The sequence below is a fragment of the Pirellulaceae bacterium genome, from assembly GCA_029243025.1.
In the GTDB taxonomy this organism is placed as follows: domain Bacteria; phylum Planctomycetota; class Planctomycetia; order Pirellulales; family Pirellulaceae.
Genome location: JAQWSU010000004.1, coordinates 20,557 through 38,951 on the forward strand (window position 1 = coordinate 20,557; position 18,395 = coordinate 38,951).

At 51.7% G+C, this 18,395-nt stretch carries 16 protein-coding genes and 1 tRNA gene; 8 read left to right on the top strand and 9 right to left on the bottom strand.

All coding sequences use genetic code 11. The features are described from left to right. The first annotated feature begins 16 nt into the window (after window positions 1-16). Window positions 17-1,132 carry a tRNA epoxyqueuosine(34) reductase QueG gene (queG, locus tag P8N76_01465; protein ID MDG2380319.1) on the top strand — a complete coding sequence of 372 codons (1,116 nt, stop codon included), beginning with the start codon at window positions 17-19 and terminating at the stop codon, window positions 1,130-1,132. 16 nt (window positions 1,133-1,148) lie between these two features. Here queG and P8N76_01470 read toward each other — a convergent pair whose 3' ends face one another. Further along, a complete protein-coding gene (locus P8N76_01470; protein ID MDG2380320.1) occupies window positions 1,149-2,201 on the bottom strand; it encodes a tRNA-dihydrouridine synthase in 1,053 nt (350 codons plus the stop codon). Window positions 2,202-2,456: 255 nt separating this feature from the next. On the opposite strand from P8N76_01470, the gene P8N76_01475 reads away from it, so the two are divergent. Then, window positions 2,457-3,023, top strand: coding sequence for a DUF2726 domain-containing protein (locus tag P8N76_01475; GenBank protein ID MDG2380321.1), 567 nt, complete (start codon window positions 2,457-2,459; stop codon window positions 3,021-3,023). A 40-nt stretch (window positions 3,024-3,063) separates the two neighbouring features. Here the strand turns inward: P8N76_01475 and zwf are convergent, their stop codons facing one another. From zwf to P8N76_01505, 6 genes are all read right to left on the bottom strand, one after another. Further along, window positions 3,064-4,512: a glucose-6-phosphate dehydrogenase gene (zwf, locus tag P8N76_01480; GenBank protein MDG2380322.1), complete on the bottom strand. Its 1,449-nt coding sequence runs from the start codon at window positions 4,510-4,512 to the stop codon at window positions 3,064-3,066. Between the two features lie 16 nt (window positions 4,513-4,528). Further along, window positions 4,529-5,347, bottom strand: coding sequence for an SDR family oxidoreductase (locus P8N76_01485; GenBank protein MDG2380323.1), 819 nt, complete (start codon window positions 5,345-5,347; stop codon window positions 4,529-4,531). Between the two features lie 62 nt (window positions 5,348-5,409). Further along, window positions 5,410-6,864, bottom strand: a complete 1,455-nt coding sequence (gndA, locus tag P8N76_01490; GenBank protein ID MDG2380324.1) for an NADP-dependent phosphogluconate dehydrogenase — start codon at window positions 6,862-6,864, stop codon at window positions 5,410-5,412. A gap of 8 nt (window positions 6,865-6,872) precedes the next feature. Then, the gene (locus P8N76_01495) at window positions 6,873-7,739 is read right to left on the bottom strand and encodes an HAD hydrolase-like protein (GenBank protein ID MDG2380325.1); all 867 of its coding nucleotides are present in this window, start codon (window positions 7,737-7,739) and stop codon (window positions 6,873-6,875) included. A 67-nt stretch (window positions 7,740-7,806) separates the two neighbouring features. Then, window positions 7,807-9,102: a diphosphate--fructose-6-phosphate 1-phosphotransferase gene (locus P8N76_01500; protein ID MDG2380326.1), complete on the bottom strand. Its 1,296-nt coding sequence runs from the start codon at window positions 9,100-9,102 to the stop codon at window positions 7,807-7,809. Window positions 9,103-9,417: 315 nt separating this feature from the next. Next, complete coding sequence (locus P8N76_01505) at window positions 9,418-9,750, bottom strand: hypothetical protein (protein ID MDG2380327.1); 333 nt, start codon at window positions 9,748-9,750, stop codon at window positions 9,418-9,420. Window positions 9,751-10,061: 311 nt separating this feature from the next. On the opposite strand from P8N76_01505, the gene P8N76_01510 reads away from it, so the two are divergent. Both P8N76_01510 and P8N76_01515 read left to right on the top strand, forming a co-directional pair. Beyond that, window positions 10,062-10,133, top strand: a tRNA-Cys gene (locus tag P8N76_01510). A 192-nt stretch (window positions 10,134-10,325) separates the two neighbouring features. Then, window positions 10,326-10,520, top strand: coding sequence for a hypothetical protein (locus P8N76_01515; protein ID MDG2380328.1), 195 nt, complete (start codon window positions 10,326-10,328; stop codon window positions 10,518-10,520). A 499-nt stretch (window positions 10,521-11,019) separates the two neighbouring features. Here the strand turns inward: P8N76_01515 and P8N76_01520 are convergent, their stop codons facing one another. Next, complete coding sequence (locus P8N76_01520) at window positions 11,020-11,754, bottom strand: hypothetical protein (GenBank protein MDG2380329.1); 735 nt, start codon at window positions 11,752-11,754, stop codon at window positions 11,020-11,022. A 639-nt stretch (window positions 11,755-12,393) separates the two neighbouring features. On the opposite strand from P8N76_01520, the gene P8N76_01525 reads away from it, so the two are divergent. Genes P8N76_01525 through P8N76_01540 form a run of 4 tightly spaced genes read left to right on the top strand, consistent with a single transcriptional unit; the run spans window position 12,394 to window position 16,640 of the window. Beyond that, on the top strand, window positions 12,394-13,470 hold the full coding sequence (locus tag P8N76_01525) for a radical SAM protein (GenBank protein ID MDG2380330.1): 1,077 nt from the start codon (window positions 12,394-12,396) through the stop codon (window positions 13,468-13,470). 46 nt (window positions 13,471-13,516) lie between these two features. Next, a complete protein-coding gene (locus P8N76_01530; GenBank protein ID MDG2380331.1) occupies window positions 13,517-14,527 on the top strand; it encodes a hypothetical protein in 1,011 nt (336 codons plus the stop codon). After that, entirely contained in the window at window positions 14,524-15,579 is a 1,056-nt protein-coding gene (locus P8N76_01535) for a hypothetical protein (protein ID MDG2380332.1), read from the top strand. Before P8N76_01530 ends, P8N76_01535 begins: the two co-directional genes overlap by 4 nt. Beyond that, entirely contained in the window at window positions 15,570-16,640 is a 1,071-nt protein-coding gene (locus P8N76_01540; GenBank protein ID MDG2380333.1) for a hypothetical protein, read from the top strand. The genes P8N76_01535 and P8N76_01540 overlap by 10 nt, the downstream gene beginning before the upstream one ends. On the opposite strand, the gene P8N76_01545 is transcribed toward P8N76_01540, so the two are convergent. Continuing rightward, window positions 16,637-17,824 (bottom strand): hypothetical protein, encoded by a 1,188-nt coding sequence (locus P8N76_01545; GenBank protein ID MDG2380334.1) that lies wholly within the window; start codon window positions 17,822-17,824, stop codon window positions 16,637-16,639. The two genes, P8N76_01540 and P8N76_01545, sit on opposite strands and share 4 nt — an antisense overlap. Window positions 17,825-18,395 lie beyond the last annotated feature (571 nt).

Consider the following 18,395-nt stretch of genomic DNA (forward strand, 5'->3'; position numbering starts at 1 on the left):
GACGCCGACGATGACCATGAATTTGACTGCCGAGTTAAAACAAGAAGCCCGACGCTTGGGTTTTGACCAGATCGGCGTCTGCCCGGCGGTGACTCCGACGGGTATTCATCGCTTTTACGAATGGTTGGCCGCCGGTTATTCCGGAGAGATGAAATACATCGGCGAGCGTGCTAAAGCCTATGAACACCCGCAACACGTTCTCGATGGGGTTCGCAGTTTAGTCATGTTGACAATGAACTACCGCACCTCCCCAGCTCCGACGGCGGAGCCGTTGACGGGTCAAGTTTCTCGTTATGCTTGGGGGAGTCGGGATTACCACGACACCATTCATGCACGTCTCAAAAAGTTAGTCGCGTTTTTGGGCGAAACAGCACCCGCAGCGAAAGCCCGAGGCGTGGTCGACACAGCCCCGTTACTGGAACGAGACTTCGCACGATTGGCAGGACTGGGCTGGATTGGCAAGCACACCCTCCTGATTCATCCCGAGCGTGGTAGCTGGTTTTTTCTGGCAGCTTTACTGACGGATATCGAATTGGAGTACGATGTGCCCTTCACCCTCGATCACTGCGGAACATGTCGAGCTTGTCTTGACGCATGTCCCACGCAAGCGTTTCCTCAGCCCTACGTCCTGGATGCAACGCGCTGCATCAGCTATCTGACCATCGAGTTACGCGAATCGATTCCAAGCTCACTTCGCAACTTAATCGGCAACTGGGCGTTCGGCTGTGATGTTTGCCAGGAAGTCTGTCCTTGGAATCGCCATTCCCAGTTGTCGACAGAAACCGACTTCACACCTCGCTCTGATCTTCGCCCGCTTAACTTGCCCGGTTTGTTCGCGCTGAACGATGAAACTTTTCGGGAACTCTTTCGCAAGACACCGCTCTGGCGATCCAAGCGGAAGGGTCTGCTGCGAAACGCCGCCATTGTGCTGGGAAATCAACGAGACGAGCAAGCCGTTGATGCACTTGCCTTGGGTTTACAAGACATTGAGCCGATCGTTCGGGCCACCTGTGCCTGGGCACTTGGACAAGTGGGCACGCCAGCGGCACTCAACGCGTTAAGAAAAAGATCAGCAGACGCGGACAGCAGCGTCCAAGCAGAGATCAAGCAAGCATTAGATCAATCAGAATAGTGCCCAATGGCAAGTCTTATCCGCATTCGCTTTGAACCCGATGGATCGCCGGATCAGGATACCGCCCGGGACCGTCCTCTTGATACCATTGGTCCAGTACCGCCTCCCAATCCTCCGGACAACGAACGCGGACAAACGCTTCCCGCAGCTCGTGGGACTGCGGGTGTAGAGCGGAGTACTTGATACCAAACTTGCGCATCTGCGGTCCACAACGCGAGCCATAGACATGCTCGGCCAAGCGGAAATGTTCACGAATCACATCGCGCTGATGATGAATTGACGGCGGAGGCGTTAACGGTCGCCCGGCTGCCAACGCTCTGGCTTGCTGGAAAATCCAGGGATTACCGATCGCCCCACGTGCGACCGTCACCCCATCAACTCCTGTTTGGCGAATCATATCGAGGCAATCCTGGGCGGTGAACAGATCCCCACTTCCCAAGATCTTATGGGTGCCCACATGCTGCTTCACCTCTGCCAGGAATTCCCAACGGCTCGGACCGATGTAACGCTGCTTCACGGTGCGACCGTGGACCGTAACAGCGCTCACTCCCGCCTGAAACGCACCGTCAAGGATTTCGAAAAAGTGATCTCGACTTTCTGTCGAATCGTCAATTCCTCGCCGCATTTTGACTGTGACCGGAATCTGATCGGGCACCACTTCCCGTGTACGACGAATAATCTCAAGTGCAACAGCAGGTTGTCCCAAGTGAAAACCGCCGCGGCATCGTCCCAACACCTTTTTGACAGGACAACCAAAATTGATATCGATCACATCAAATCCGGCTTCGACCAGCTTCACCGCTCCCGCCGAAAACTGCTCCGGCTCCGCCCCCATTAATTGACCACCAACCGGATGCTCCTCATCCCAGACATAGAGGAAATGTCGATTTTTCTTCCGGGCTTTGACCGCCACGAGAAACTGGTCGAGCATCACTTCACACAAGGTGTAAGACGCACCCAACCTTCGCGCAATCACCCGCATGGGAGCATCGCTGTAGCCGGATAGCGCGGCTTGCACAACCGGAAACCCAACCGCAACCGATCCGAGCGACAGATCTTTGAGGGCCATACCATTGCTAGGTTCATTCTCAGCCGTCGAAATTGAATTTAGATCAGTCATGGCAAAGCGAATCGATTAAGAATCGGTCAGTAGGTTTCCGATGGTGTCGAAAGGCTCATTCTGCAGGCATTGGGGCCGCGTGTCTACCACAATGAATCGCCCGGCAACGCCCCAGCAAGCGCAGAGAGCTGAGCGACCCCGGCATTCCCTCGTTAGCAAGCCGCCCGCTCCTACGATCCTCTCTTTGTTAAGATCGAGTACGGCATGATTGACCTGGTAATGCAAAACTGGCAGATCTTCGCGTTGGCAGCGGGGCTGATCTTTACGCTGCTGATTGTTCGCTTGCTGAACGGTGAGTCTTACTGCCCGTATGAGCCGCGAGAATCGCTACTCACTCGCAACGAACAAAAGTTTTATTTCGCCTTGCGAGAAGTCGTGCAAGAAGAATATCCCATTTTCGCCATGGTCCGGATCGCAGATCTGCTACGAGTCAAGCAAGGTGAACCCAAACGGCAGAGTTGGCAAAATCGCATCAACGCCAAACACATTGACTTTGTCTTGTGCGACGCAGGTTCCTTGGAACCCGTATTGGCCATTGAAGTCGACGACCGCTCTCATCAGCGAGCCGATCGACGCAAACGGGACGAATTTGTCAATGACGCTTTCGAGGCTGCCGACTTACCGCTGATGCGGATCAAAGCTCAAGCCAGCTATCCAACGGGGGACGTGCGGGCCCAGCTAAAATCAGCAGGACTTTCATTGCAGGCGAGGGCAGAGCCCGCGATTAAGCGGCGACGAATTCGACGACGGCGCAGCGACGCCAACATTTAGGATCACCAGCCGGCATTCAGCGAGGCCCCAATTCGGGACGCTACTGCAAAACGGGGCAAACATCAAACCATTCTCTGCCTTGGCTTCGCAGCCAATCGGTACAGCTCGTCGGCCCCCACTGCTGAACCGGATAAAGGTCCAAGGGGGGGGCTGCGGGACTCGCCCAGGCTTCTAAGATCGGATCGATAATTCCCCAGGCCAGTTCAACTTCATCGGAACGTGCGAAGAGGCTCGCATCACCTCCAGCCGCATCCAATAACAGCCGCTGATAGGAATCCGGGGGTGAACCCGAGTATTCGCGGTCAAAGCGAAAATCCAAGTCCGTCATTCGCATTCGCATTCCTGCATCGGGAACCTTGGTTTGAAAATGGAGCTGAATTCCTTCTGCCGGTTGAATTTGAATCACCAAACGATTCGCTTCATGCTGGTGTTTTGAGTCAAATAGCATGTGGGGGGGTCGACGAAATTGCACCACCAACTGCGTTGTCCGACACGACATGGCCTTGCCGCTGCGCAAGTAAAAGGGAACTCCTTGCCACCGCCAATTATCGACCTGCAGTTTAATCGCTGCAAAGGTGGCGGTTTGGCTATCGTTGGGCACATCCGCTTCTTGACGGTAGCTGTCGTACTGACCACGAAGCGTATCCTGTGCAAAATCAGCCCCCGTCATCGGCCGCACCGCCTGGAGTACCTTGACTTTTTCATCACGGACCAACTCGGCCTGATACTTGGCTGGCGCCTCCATGGCTGTGATCATCATTAGCTGCAGCAAATGATTCTGAAACATATCGCGTAACACGCCAGCTTTATCGTAGTATCCTCCTCGGCGCCCCACCGTCACTTCCTCGGCCACCGTAATCTGGACATGGTCGACATAATTACGATTCCAGACCGGCTCAAAGATGCTATTCGCGAATCGCAACACCATCAAGTTTTGTACCGTTTCCTTCCCCAGATAGTGATCAATTCGATAAACCTGCCGCTCTTGAAAGACTTGATGGACTACCTCGTTCAGCTCTTCGGATGACTTCAAATCGGTTCCGAACGGTTTCTCGATCACGATGCGACAAGCACCTCGTTGCTCGTCGGCCAAACCGGCCGCGCCTAGGTTCTCCACCGCCGTCTCGTAAAGAGTCGGTGCCGTCGAAAGGTAATAGACACGTATGGGCGAATCCGCATCACCATCCAACCCATCCAAGCGTTTTGCCAATTGGTGAAAGTCGTCGGTATTCTTTATGTCGACCGGTACATAATGGACCAGAGCCGCGAACTCAGCCCAGTCATCACCAAGGGGTTGCTTGGTGAATTGCTCGGTCGACTCCGCCAATTTTTCGCGCCACTGTTCATCGGTAAACGGAGTCCTTGAACAGCCAACAATGCGAGTCTCGGGGGGAAGTCGCTTCTCCTGAAACAAGCGATAGAGAGCGGGGACCAGTTTGCGACGCGTAAGATCACCCGACGCGCCGAAAATCACAAACATGCAGGACATAGGTCCGTCCAATCGTTTAGACGCCACTGAATGCCGAAAAACCGCCGTCGACCGGTACCACAATACCAGTGACGAATCTGGATGCGGGTGAAACCAACCACAGCAATGTACCGATCAGATCATCCGGATCTCCGAAACGGCCCATCGGCGTATGTTGAACAATTTGTTCACCACGATCGGTCAGCGTGCCGGATTCGGTGGTCAGGAGAAATCGATTCTGATCGGTGAGAAAGAAGCCCGGAGCGATCGCATTGACACGTAACTCCGGACCAATCTTTTGGCACAGATAAACACTCAGCCACTGCGTAAAGTTGCTCACCGCTGCCTTGGCGGCAGAATATCCCACCACCCTTGTCAGGGGCGTCATGGCCGCCATCGAGGAGATATTGACGATCGAACCGCTGCGTTGAGCGGCAATCGCGGCACCAAACACCTGGCAAGGAATCACCGTCCCCAAGGCATTCAGATTCATCACCTGCTGCAAGCCTTCATCGCTGAGATCAAAAAAGCTCAAATCGTCCGTCGCCGTTGCATCGGGACGATTGCCACCCGCCGAATTGACAAGCACGTCGATGCGATCGAAACGAGCCAAAATCAGCCCCGCAGCCGTCTCACAACTTTCGCGCGACGTGACATCCACCTGATAGAATTCGGCTTCACCGCCACCAGCACGAATCCGATCGACAACGGCTGATCCTTTTTCCGAATTACGCCCCAGCACAGCGAGCCGCATGCCTTCTCGGGCGAGCCCTTCGGCCATGGCACTTCCCAGGACGCCAGTGGCACCCGTCACAACGGCCACACGACCTCGGACATCAAATAGTTCACAGGGCATGGCCCAAGGCTCCTTCGCTGAAAGACTCAAAACTCGACACAGGCTTCAGTCCATTCCCCAGGTTACGCTTTGGGCTCGCGTCGCTCGTGTAACCAATCCGTGTGGAAATGGCCTTCCTTGTCCAATCGCTCGTACGTGTGGGCTCCGAAGTAGTCACGTTGTGCTTGCAGCAGATTCGCTGGCAGCCGTTCGCGTCGATAGCCATCAAAATAGGACAGGGCGGTGGTAAAGGCTGGGGCGGGTACGCCGAACTGAACCGCCATGGTGACCACCTTACGCCAAGCATCTTGAGCGTTGTGAACCGCGTCACGAAAGTAGGGGGCCAGTAATAGATTTTCCAGATTGGGATCGGTATCAAAAGCATTTTTGATGCGGTCTAAGAAGCGAGCACGAATGATACACCCACCTCGCCACAACAAAGCACAATCGCCATAGTTCAAGGGCCATTCGTGCTCTTTCGCAGCAGCCTGCAATTGCACAAAACCCTGGGCGTAGCTACAAATCTTCGAGGCATACAAAGCCTCACGAACCGCATCGATAAAGTGCTTGCGATCATCGCCTTGCATTTTTCCGGCAGGAGCTTCTGGCCCCTGCAACTGCTGACTTGCTCGCCCGCGTGCGTCTTTCATCGCTGACAAGCTGCGAGCATAAACGGCTGCCGTGACCAATGTGCTAGGAACGCCCAAATCAAGGGCCAATTGGCTCATCCATTTGCCAGTGCCTTTCGCACCCGCCTTATCCATGACCATATCAACCAAGTCATGATCCGTATCTTGATCACGAACACTGAAAATGTCTCGCGTGATCTCGATCAAATAGCTTTCCAATTCTCCTCGATTCCATTCATCAAACACGTCGTACAGTTCTACATTCGTCAAACCGGCGAGATGTTTGAGCAAAAAGTAGGCTTCGCAGATCAGCTGCATGTCACCGTATTCAATCCCGTTGTGAACCATCTTGACGTAGTGGCCGGCGCCGCGGGGCCCCACCCACTCACAGCACGGTATATCCTCGTTGGGCCCCACCTTGGCAGCAATCGCCTGAAAGATCGGCTTCACGAGCGGCCAAGCTTTCTCGGAACCACCCGGCATCAAACTCGGGCCTTTGAGTGCTCCCTCTTCACCGCCAGAGACTCCCGTTCCGATATAGAGTAGTCCCTTTTCTTCCACGTATTTTGTGCGACGTTCGGTATCGCTGTAGTGCGTATTCCCCCCATCAATGATCACATCACCGGGTTCTAACAAGGGAATCAGCTGATCAATTAACGCATCGACGGCGGGCCCCGCCTTGACCAACATCATCACTTTCCGAGGACGCTCGAGGCTAGCAACCAACTCTTCCACCGAATGGCAGCCGACGAAGTTTTTACCTTGGGCTCGGCCATTTATCAGATGATCGACTTTTTCCGTCGTTCGATTGAAGACGGCAATTCGATAACCCCGGCTCTCGACATTGAGCGCCAGATTTTCACCCATTACGGCCAGACCGATCAAACCAAAATCACATTTTTCACTCATTGTGTCTCTCACTCGCTGATGGGCCATGACGGCTTTTCGGGAAGGTAACTTTCGAATTCGGCAAGCAGTTTTGCTTGATATTCACCGGCAAACTCACCGTTCAGGAACTTGTCGATGCCCTCGTCATAGAAACGTTGCCAACTGACTTCTTCTTCGCCCGGATTGATCGGATAGAAGAGACAGTCATTCGCTACGGCCGCTTTGTGATCACCGGGCGCATCACCAATCATCAACGTTTGATCGGCAGGGTATTTCTTGGCATTTTGCAGCGTTTCCTTTTTGCTGCCTGACTCTTGACCGCAAATCGCTGCAACAAACTGCTCAATATTGTGTTCGGACCATTCCTTTTTGAGCGCCTCGTTGGGGGTTGCTGAGATGACCAGCATATCAGCAGCCGGTGCAAGCTTTTCAAGACTCTCGCGCACCTTTGGAAAGGGCGCGACGGCTCGAACGATTGCATCGACGGTTGCGTTGACCGCTTGCGACCAATCTAAGGCGAGCTTCAAGTCCGGGTCAGAAAAAGCTGCCACCTTGGCTTCGAGTGCAGGATTTCCCAATTTGGTCTCATCGCGAATCCATTGCTCCAAAGCCTCCGGAACTTGTATCTCGATATTGCGTGCCTTGACTTCAGGCCGTTTCTGCAACCATTGCAAAGTCTCAACAAGAGCAGGAAAACGATTAATGCCACGACTCTTCGAATACAAATTGACAAACTCCGCCGCTTCTCGAGCATACTTACTGACGCCTTGCAAGCCGTAGAAGTTAATCGTGTTGGGTATGAAACATTCTTTATGCTTCAATTCCATCGTGTCAAAGGCACACCCATCCGAATCAATGCCGACCAGAAACTCCTTTTGTGGAGTGATTTCATACATAAAGATTTTCCTTCAAACGTTCCTTCACCTGTGTATCAGTTAAGTCTTGCTGAATTGATCGATAAAATCAGGACTTTTTTCGATCTGCTTCGGGTAGATAACTCGCCAACTTCTGCTCGGCAAACAGCGGTTCGAAACGAGTCAAACGCTGTCGACCATCGAGCATGGGTAAACTGACCATTCCTTCGCCGACAAGCGGTTTGCAGTATTGAATAAAGTCGTCAGTCACATCCATCCCGTTTGCCGAAATCCAGTCTGCGGGAAACGTGCGTTCGCTATTCGCGACGTCAGGGAGGGGGACCTTGTCAAATCGAACGCTGTAAACGGGACTTTCGTTTCGTAAAATTGTCGCCATATTTCCCGTATCGCCGTTGGCAGCAAGTCGAGCCGCCATTTCTCCAGCATGAAAGGATTCCTCCAAATCAACGGTCGACGCATAGGCCATCGAATGTCGCTGATCTGTCCCCGGAACATTACCACGAGCCGATCCCTTGGTCGCCAAGCCAACCTCGTTCAAATAATTAACAACCGTCTGCCCGACGGTTGTCTTACTAGCGCTAAACTGGGCGTGACCAAATGAATCCCGCAGCACGCCAAGGTCGCCCACATCAAAACCTTCGCTAATCACCACGACGCAACGTCCGTCTCGTTTCAGTTGATCGTTGACGTTGTCAGCCAATTGAGGCAAGCTACAGGGGCTCTCGGCGAGGTAAATCTGCAGCGGCATTTCCCGGTGAGGGTCAGCCAAACGGGCCGCCGCCGGGATGTAACCGATCTTCCGTCCCATCGCCTGCATCACCAGCACTGGATCGGCCGGGCAAGAGCCCATATTCTCTTCGTTCGCGTTTTGAACCGCATGCATCCAATACTTGGCAGCCGATCCGTAACCTGGCGTGTGATCGATCAATTTGAATTCCGAATCCCCCACATCGTTATCGATCGTCTTCGGACCACCGATTCCAACGAGATCCAATCCTTCGCCTCGAGCCATCAAAGCAACTTTGTTGGCGGTATCCATCGAGTCATTGCCACCGATGTAGACGAAATATCCCACGTCGTGAGCCTTGAAAACTTCGAGAACACGGGCAAAGTCCTCGGGCTGATCGTCTTTAAGCTTGTAGCGACAGGTGCCGATCGACCCGGCAGCCGGCGTGTAACGCAATAAAGAGATTTCGTCCGGCGATTGATCCGAAAGGTTGAGCAGTTCTTCCTTCAAAACGCCTTCGATGCCATGCCGAGCACCATAGACCGTGCCGATCTCGGGCAAGTCGCGCGCCGTCTCGATGATGCCACGTAACGTGTTGTTGATAACGGGACTGGGGCCGCCGCTCTGGGCGACGACCAGATTCTTGGGTGCTGCCATGTTTGGAGTGCTCGCGATTTGCTCGAGAATGCGAAGAAGCTGTGAATCGAGAACCGGGACGAGTCCCGGCCGTCAAGCAAATCGCGAATTTTAGCTGAAATGGCCCTGTCCCGGTAGGTCCCGACCCCAGCAGAACTCACGCTGAAAAGCGGCAGCTAGCATCACCAACCAGAAAACGGCCGCAATCAGCTCTTCCCGCCGGCGCATCTCTTGCCTGACGCGACAGCTGCTCAAGAGGGAAAAATCCGCCGCGACCGCTCAAGAGAGCCCGTCCGATCCTGTTGCGTCTGCGACCCAGCAAACGACCAGCTCTCTCTAAGCAGCTCGCCGAAGAGGTTCCGTTGCCCGACGCATTCGGCTCACGTCTCCCAGCGTCCGATCGACCAACCGTTCACTGACAGCCGCAGCCACCAATTTCGCATGAACAAACGGAAAATCATTCAGTTCGGCCAAAACGATGCTCATTTCTCGTTCGATCACGAGGGCCGCACGTGCACGAATGTAACCTCGTGCCTCGTAGGGGGTCATTGACCAAGCACGCTCACGAACCCGTTGCCAAACCGCATGGTGGCTGCGGGTGACGACCCGGTCCACGATGTTGGCGATTTGTGTTCGATTGAGATAAAGACTCAGGCGTTCGAGCATCATGGTCAAGTGCATCCTTTCACTGACAGAAAATCGGGGGCGATAGCAAGTGGCCGCCTTACTAGTCCTTTGATCGATCGGACAGGCTGAATCACTTGATCCACGTCACACCAAATACCTGGTGTAACGTTTGGGCAAGACATTGCTGGAACAAGGAATTGACGAGTTAGCCGGATTACGTGAAGGATTAGGCAAAGAATTGCCGAGATATGACAACAGGAAACGAAAGGAATGCGGCTATTGTCAGCCTACTCCCCCTGACCTGTTCAGTCCTCTTGACCAACCGGTAAGGATTTCCTAATCTGCCCCAATCAGGCGCCGTGGCCAAGTGGCTAAGGCAGCGGATTGCAAATCCGCCATCCCCGGTTCGAATCCGGGCGGCGCCTCTTCTCTAAGTTACTACCACCAAGGCAAATTAGCTCTGGTGGTATTGCTTTGCGCTTCTTACGCAGAAAATTTTGTACGCCCGCTGTACGCCCGTTTCCAAGTACATATCGGGTTAGGACTGACGACTTCCCAGTCGCATGCAAAAGTCCCCCTTACGCCTAGTTTCGCTGACACGTAGGGAGTTCCCAAGGATGTTAACCACGACTACCCACAAAGCGGCTCAGTTGACGTGGTCTGAGGAGCGGCCAGAAGGCGCGGAACTGTACCAACACGGGTCGGGATACTGGGCCAAAAAGTACAAGGGCAAAACGCACTACTTGGGTCCGCACAAATACTGCACTTACGAAGCTGCGATGCTTCAACGCAATCGCGATTTTCCCCGGTAAAAACCGACGCAAATTTTAAGATTCGGATCCTGCCGCGGCTTGTTTTCGGGGGATCCTTGCCTTAGCTAGAAGAACCACGGCAGTGAACGGTGGTTTGCCTGATGATCTTTCAGCACCGATAGCCTGCGCCGATGGGGAGAGAAGACGCCGCAGCCATCGTTGGGCACGATCGGAAGGCTCAACGGCAACTAACACAATTAGCCAGATCCTGTCGTTACCGTGGAGCGACAACACCCTACGCGTTAAATCACCCGCATTGCAAGCCGGCGCGTCGTCTTACAGGTTCGCTAAACTCTTAACCGATCCGGCTCTGTCCTGTCGTGCAGCGAATGTGTCGGTCGCCGAAAGCGATCGGACGTCAGCAGCGATAACACTTGCCTTGAAATTCTAGCCGTCTTCTTCAAAGGGCCGGTCAAAGTGCTGGAGGATTCACCAACAGCTGAGCCGATGATTCACAGTGGCTTAGCTGTTGCGTTTGATGCTCAAGTTGATCGCTTCACTAGCCCGCTTTGCGGCGACGATTCCACCAGGTGCCGATACATCCAACGGTACCTAATAACATCCATGTGATCACTGAGGCAGGTTCGGGGATCACCTCGGATGATTCCTGAACGGTTAGCACTTCACTCATCCCGTACATTTTAGGCCCGCCGGAAGATCCGTCGTCATCCCAGAAATCGTCATGCGTGTATCTATCCGCGAAATTGATCCACTTATGATCTAGATAAGAGTCATACAACATGTAACCAAAGTTCGTGTAGTATTGCGCGGACCATATAACTCCAGTATGATGCGTCCCCGTAAGCACGGCATTAATCTCGACATCGCCATCCTCATTGTATTGAATCGGGGCTTGGATTGATCCGTCCCACAGGTCTCCGTAGCCATCGGCAACACGCTCGCCAATCAGGTTGTAAATCGGAATCATGGCTTCGCCTTGGGTGCCGGTGTTATCCCTTGCACTCATTTGAACGTCGTCCGAGTGATACGTGGAAGCAATCGCCTTCCAGTCCCCGGGCAAGATAGTATCGCCATAACCATCGACGAAATTATTGTAATCTTCAATGAAGTCTGAAGGTCGTATGCTCCCCGATGTCACGAAGACCAGGCGATACTCGTCTCCTGGAGACAGGTCCGTCGGTGTCGTGATGACCGACGCCTGCACATTGCCGGCCATGCCGACCAAAAAAGTGGCGACAAACGAATAAGCAAAGATCTGGAGTGAATGATGCATGATGATGTTTTCACAAGAATACTGAGATGATAAAGATCTTTATCTGCCGGAACCTAGGCGGTGCAGGGCAGTGGGTTGCAAACCTACACGTTAGTCGCAATCGAACCTATTGCAATAGAAGTCGATCGCAACCCACATCTGCCCTGCGCCTTCGCCGTCGCTGTGAATCAATTCAAATCTTGTAACCCATCAAACGATACTTAACACTTCGCTTAACACTTCGCTTAACTTCGCTTAACTTCGCTTAACTTCTTCACCGAGAAATGCGTTATGGCGATCTGGCCTCCGCGCGAAAGGCGGGACAGCACGCTATCATAAAAAAACACAGCAAGTATGATCGAACGAGGAGACGCTAAAAACCAAAGAGGCGTTTCGAAATTTCAAACCAGAACCAATCACCAGCTGCGTCTTCCGACCGAGTATGCAACGTCATCCTCACTTCCCTCGAATAAGCTGACCGTACCGGTTAAATCCCACTTACCCTATCGCCGTCTAATGAATCAGTTCTTCCTTCTGACTTGATGAACGAACACACGCCCTTACTGAACTTCAACAATCCGATCCGAAATAAGCTGCCATCCCGCGTGAGAACCACTACACTTTTTTGCGAAGGTCCAGAAATCCGTCAAAACGATTTTCATGAAGGGCCAGAGATCCGTCAAAACGATGTCACAGCAAACGATCAACGACGCGAAAACTTCGCCCGACAGTCACTCCAACGCCAATGTACAACTCCGGCTGCTCGCGCATCCCGATCGACTCACAGGCATCGCATCGGGTAATCTCGAAGCGCCAGTCATGGTGGACATTGATCCTGTTGACGGTGCCTGCAACCTGGACTGTGAATGGTGCTGCCAAGCGTCGAGTCGAGCAAGTCGGCCAATGCGGCTAATGTCAGAAACGACGATGAAACGCTTGGGTCCATTTTGTCGCGATTGGGGCATCAAATCCTGGCGAATTGCCGGTGATTCAGAACCTCTGCTCAATCATAAAATTGAGACATTAATTTCTGCAGGCGCCGAATCGGCAATCGACATGGGTCTGATTACTAACGGTGTTTTCCTCGAACGACTCACGAATGATGGGCTGAACAAATTGACGTGGCTTGGCGTTAGCCTTGATGCTGGTACGCGAGACACATGGAGCCAACTCAAGCGAAGCGACCCGCGGAACTTTGACAAGATTTTAAAAAACATTGCAAACATTCGAGAGCGAGTCCCGCAGCTTGACATGTCAATTAAATTCTTGCGATGGAGTTCTACCGAACACCTGAGCAAAAAAGACTTTCAACGAAATCTTTTACCTACCATTGATACCGAGCCAGTTGAACTCGACAACGCCGGCGATGTTGAGACGGTCATTGAACTCGCACACCAGCTCGGCGTAAGGGCAATCATCAAGGAGGCTTACCCCAAAAATTTTGCCGAAACTTACCGCTTCACAAAATGCCATGCGACGCCTCTTGGCGGTGTTTTCGACGCGAGTCACAATTTCCATCTCTGCTGTGACGCCAGAAATATCTACGTCTTAACCGATGATTACACTCGGGATCATTGGCAGGAACTCCGGCGTCTTTGGGGCGGTGATCGTCATCGCGAATTAATCGAATCGATTAAGCCGAGTCAATGCGCCGGCTGTGCGAAACATCAAATGAATGAGATCTTGGAATCTCATGTAATTTCCACTTCGCCATCTACTCAACTGAACTTTATCTGACCGGTCGGAGATGAACGCTGTGGAAAAGCATTCGCCACCGAAAGAAATGAAGACGTTCAGTTTCATTATTTGCTCGCGCAACGATCAGCATGGAGGAAATTCTCTGTGGCGCCTTGAGACGACATTAAATTTCCTCGCGTTTTCAGCCAACAAAACTGCCAGCCTGGATTCGGTTGAAATATTGGTTTGTGATTGGGGAAGCAGCCGCCCACTACGCAAATCATTGTCCCTTACAGCGGAAGCGTTAAAGATCACGCGATTCATTGAGGTGACACCGAAAATCGCGAATGAAGCAGAGGAGGACAGCATTTTCGCAGAGGTTTTCGCCAACAATGTTGCGATTCGTCGCGCGACAGGACAATTCATTGGCCGCATTGACCAAGACACATTAGTCAGCGAAGAGTTCTTTTCGAAATTCGATCGGCTCACGGCTGAAAAGACTGAGCCTTCACCTCAGACTGCGGTGATGTTCGTTGGGCGGCGCAGCATTCCGTTTTCGTTTGCTCGTCGGTCTCCCAATTTCGAAACAGTTCGCGACCTGATTAAAAGGTACGGTCATTGGTTACCCCGCGAAGGCACGATACAGGATCCTTGGTTTGACGCTCCCGTCGGAATCATTCTGATGCACAGGAAGCTCTGGGATGTCTGTCGAGGCTACGATCAAAGATTGAAGTATTGGGGATTCATGGAAACAGACCTCATCCTAAGACTGTTACCGCACTACCACGTGATCAAACTCGAAAAACACATTGGCTGTCATTTCTACCATCTCTCTCATAGTAAAAAGAGTCTAGAAGTAACATCCCGCCAGAAGAATAAACGCATCTATCCGACAGAACTAGCTCCCAACTCTTGTGACTGGGGATTGCAACACCTTCATCTTAAGTTGCATTCATCAAAAGCATTAGCACCGAAAAAAACAAGCGAATCCCCCAAAAGACATCCGATCTGTTTTAGCGTGGCGGCCGAATGGAGTTGGCAGCTCCTTCGCAGCTTGCTGTGTTGGATTCGAAGGTTGCTGATGGGGCCTCGTATTGAACTGGGACGCACCAAGTGAATCCGGCAATCGTATTTCTCGTTCAAAACACACCGCGCGATCCTCAATACGGCCGAGATTCTCGTACGCTTTTAGATCAAAGCCTGGAACTACTGTTCAAGAACTACAATGACCAATTCAAACACCCTGTCATCATTTTCCACGAAGGAGACTTTACTCCACAGGACCAGAAAGAAGTCGCGGCGGGCCGCCCTGAAATCTACTTCCACGAAATTCATTTCACGGTCCCCGAATTCCTTGCAGATGAACCGATCCCAATGGAATGGCGAGGTTTCCACCGATTCGGTCTGGGGCATCGACACATGTGCCGATTCTACAGCTTGCAAATTTTCGATGTTCTCGATGCGCTTGGCATTGATTGGTATTTGCGGATGGATGACGATTCATTCCTTCATTCTCCAATCCGTTATAACCTTTTTGAATTCATGCAAAATAATGGCTATGAATACGGATATCGGGTGAACGTAAGAGATGGAGTTGATGTCACGCGTGGATTTGGTGAATCGGTAATTGCTTACTTGCTGGCCGAAGATATTGATCCGGAATTTTTCTACGAGCACATGATCTGGAACCCGGGGCTGAAATATTGGGCCGATCGAAAACTTAACGAATTGAAGAACTTCGTTAAAAAGCGACTTAACAGTCGTGATCCATCTCAAACACGTTTACTGTGGAAATGGCCGTCAACTCCCGGTTTCGTGCGCCGTGCAGTCTACGACCGCAAAGGCTATTACAACAATTTCCACATCACGCGCGTGGGTTTTTGGAAAGCACCTCCAGTCCAGAGATTCCTGCAACATTTCGATCGACTAGGCGGCAACTACAAGTACCGATGGAACGATCTTGTGTACCAATCTGCCGCCGTTCAAATCTTTTGCCCCAAGATGAAGCTGCACAAATTCACCGATTGGACGTACGAACACGCCACCATTCGGAACGACAAACTTTTCTTTGGTGGCATTTACGAAGGAAAAGACGATCGCGGTTCGAGCGTCGTGAAAGAGTTCAAGCGGAAATACGGTCGCGCGCACACGAATCAGACATGGCAATAAATTCACGAGGAAGCATTCAATTGATGAACCAGAAGCCGCTACATATAATCTGCGAACGAGATGTTGGTCTTTTTTCGCTCATTCAACAGGTTATTGCCAATGTTCCTTGGGCGCTGACCAAAGGTCGAAAACCAATTGCATTTTTTCGAGATCGTTGCGCCTATTTCACGCCAGCAGGCTTTCGTGAACGGGACAATGTGTGGGAGTACTATTTTGAACCGCTGATCGCCGATTATCCCGCCTCAACGATCGACGACTCGATCATCAGATCAATTGACGAAAATTTCCCGAAGTGGAATAAATTGGGTCGGATGCATGAAAATGCCTTTGTCACTGCGAATTTCGGTGATCATCCAGAGCTCGCAAAAAAAGCGATCAGCATTCCCTACCTTTGGGATGACCCAGACCGTGCACTGAGGCAGACGACGGCTGAAATCATTCAACGATACGTTCGCCCAAGAAAATACATCAAAGACCAAGTCAAAACATTCTGGCAAGACAATTTAAAAGGCCACTATGTGGTGGGCGTCCATGTCAGAGCAACAGATTCTATTTCGTGTTACGAGCGTCGTGCACATCGTTTTGCTTCACTTTCGTGGAAGAAATACCTGAGTGCAATTTCTCAAATCATTTTGCAGCGACCTAACTGTAAACTCTTTTTGGCAACAGACTCGGAAAAGTATGTCGCCAAAATGACCAAGCATTTTGGCGATCGGGTTGTCACCTTCAACTCAGTGCGACACCAAGGTGGATCATCAGCCGGGTTCGGCCCCGACCAAGGTATCATGCCCGCATACATCGCTACCGATCGGAACGTAGCAGCGAGAAACGGTTACGAGGCCGTCGTGGAGTACCTATTGCTGTCTCACTGCAACGTGCTCGTCCATAACAGCAGTAGCTTAGCCCGCACCGTTTTACTAAACAATTTCGAACAACCACACATTAACACTCACTTGAGCCGGCGGTTTTTGGTGGGCAGCTTGCGGAACCTTCAAAAACATGTCCACCGATATCGTCGCTGGCGGGGCGAGACCGATCCGTTTCGGATCAACTGCGCCTAGCAGTTCAAAGGTGCATCCATCCAAAATCTCAAATTACCCTGGTAGTTGCGATATTGCGACCGAGGAATCATGTCAACGTATGGAATCAGGTGTTGGTGATGACCAATGCAAAGTAGCCATCCGAGCATACTGAATTCTGAATTCAAGGTTCCAATGAAGGCCTTGCACTGGCTTAAAAAATACAAATCAGCCAATGAACTCATGACAATCTGATCAATAATCTCCGGTTGCTCCCATGCAACGTCTTCGATGAATCGCGAGTCATTTGCAATCACCGGGAAAACACTTCGATCGTGCGGAAGCGAAAGAATACGATATTCCGAGCAAGCTTTTCGAGCCTGCTCAATTTCACTCGTGGATTCTGTACTCAAGTAAATCGTTCTAATGTTGTTAGTTGCAACAAGTCGATCCGCAGCGGCTAGGTAATCATTTAACACTGCGCTGCTTCGTGTTGTCTGCTTGAGATCCTCATCGGCAGCATCACCTCGTCGGATGTGAATACCTAAGACAGGCTCGTCTTTCGGCCAATCGATCATCGCTCCCCATTCGTCGATCCGTCGCTGGACAGAATCACTAAGATCAAAGATTTGTGCTGTGCAAATCGCCATTTCCAAAAGGGTGCGATGCCACGCGGGCAACTTTTCCCCCGAAGTGGTCATCAACTTAGGCTCGCCAAGATTGGTCGGGGGTGAATCCTTAAAATAAGCGTTCCATGACTCTTCAGGTAATGGATTCGCATCCGGGCCGCCGTTAGCTTTGATCAAATCTTTTGCCTTCTTGCCTCGGCTCCACAACCAAGGATGCCAATCACCCTTTTGTTGCGAGGCAAATAGCCTTTCTTCCCGCGGATTCTCCCTCGCGATTTCGAATGATCTCCCCATGGAGGTTGCATGATGAAGGGCCGTCGCGAGTTGGCGGACATTCTTTGTGATCGGCATATAGCTGAGTGGCACCTGCAAAGGAGCTGCGTTCGAAAACTGCTTCACTTCGCCAATCTTCTCGAGGTATGCCGTGCAATAATTCGCCTGCAGTTTTTTGACTTGATCGCTCGCCACGACCTCAGGCGTGTAGCTTTGAGGAAATTCCCATCTTCGAATCAAATGATACAACCAAGGAAAATTGCGATCGAGTTTCCCTGACCACTTGCGATCGACCAGTCGCTGAGGATTATTGAGACGTTTCATTGCGGCCCTCGTCGGGCATCATGAACCAAGAAGTTCGATTTATGGGTTTGCATTAGGAATGGATAGGCGACGCCGGTTCAAGGTTGATGGAAAAACTTTCCAGATAAAAAGATAAAAAACAGTAGTGAGATGAGATCGCCCACAATTGTGTGCATTTCCCTGCCGTACGAGTAGGCCAACTTCAATCAACCGCTTTGCGGCAACGGTTATGCCAAATGTCCAGACCGCCTACCAGACCGCCTACCAGACCTAGCAAGATCCAGATAAGGTCCGAAACAGGTTGAGTTACCGCACAAGAATCCAGCACGGTCATTGCTAGAAGTTAAAGCGTAATGAGGCAACTCAATCAATCACTCCACATCCTAGCAACCCAGCCACGTTCGTTTTGCCTGCCAGCGCGATGCAGCTTCCAACTATCGCAGTCCCGACAAATAAGCCAAATAAGCCAAATTCAAGCGAAACATCATGATCGACCTGCGGAAGCTGAAGACGAATACGGTGGCGTCAGCCGCAGTCACAGCAGAGCCCCCTCTTCGTTGAGCGCATTCTCGAAACAGACCCTTCCCAACAA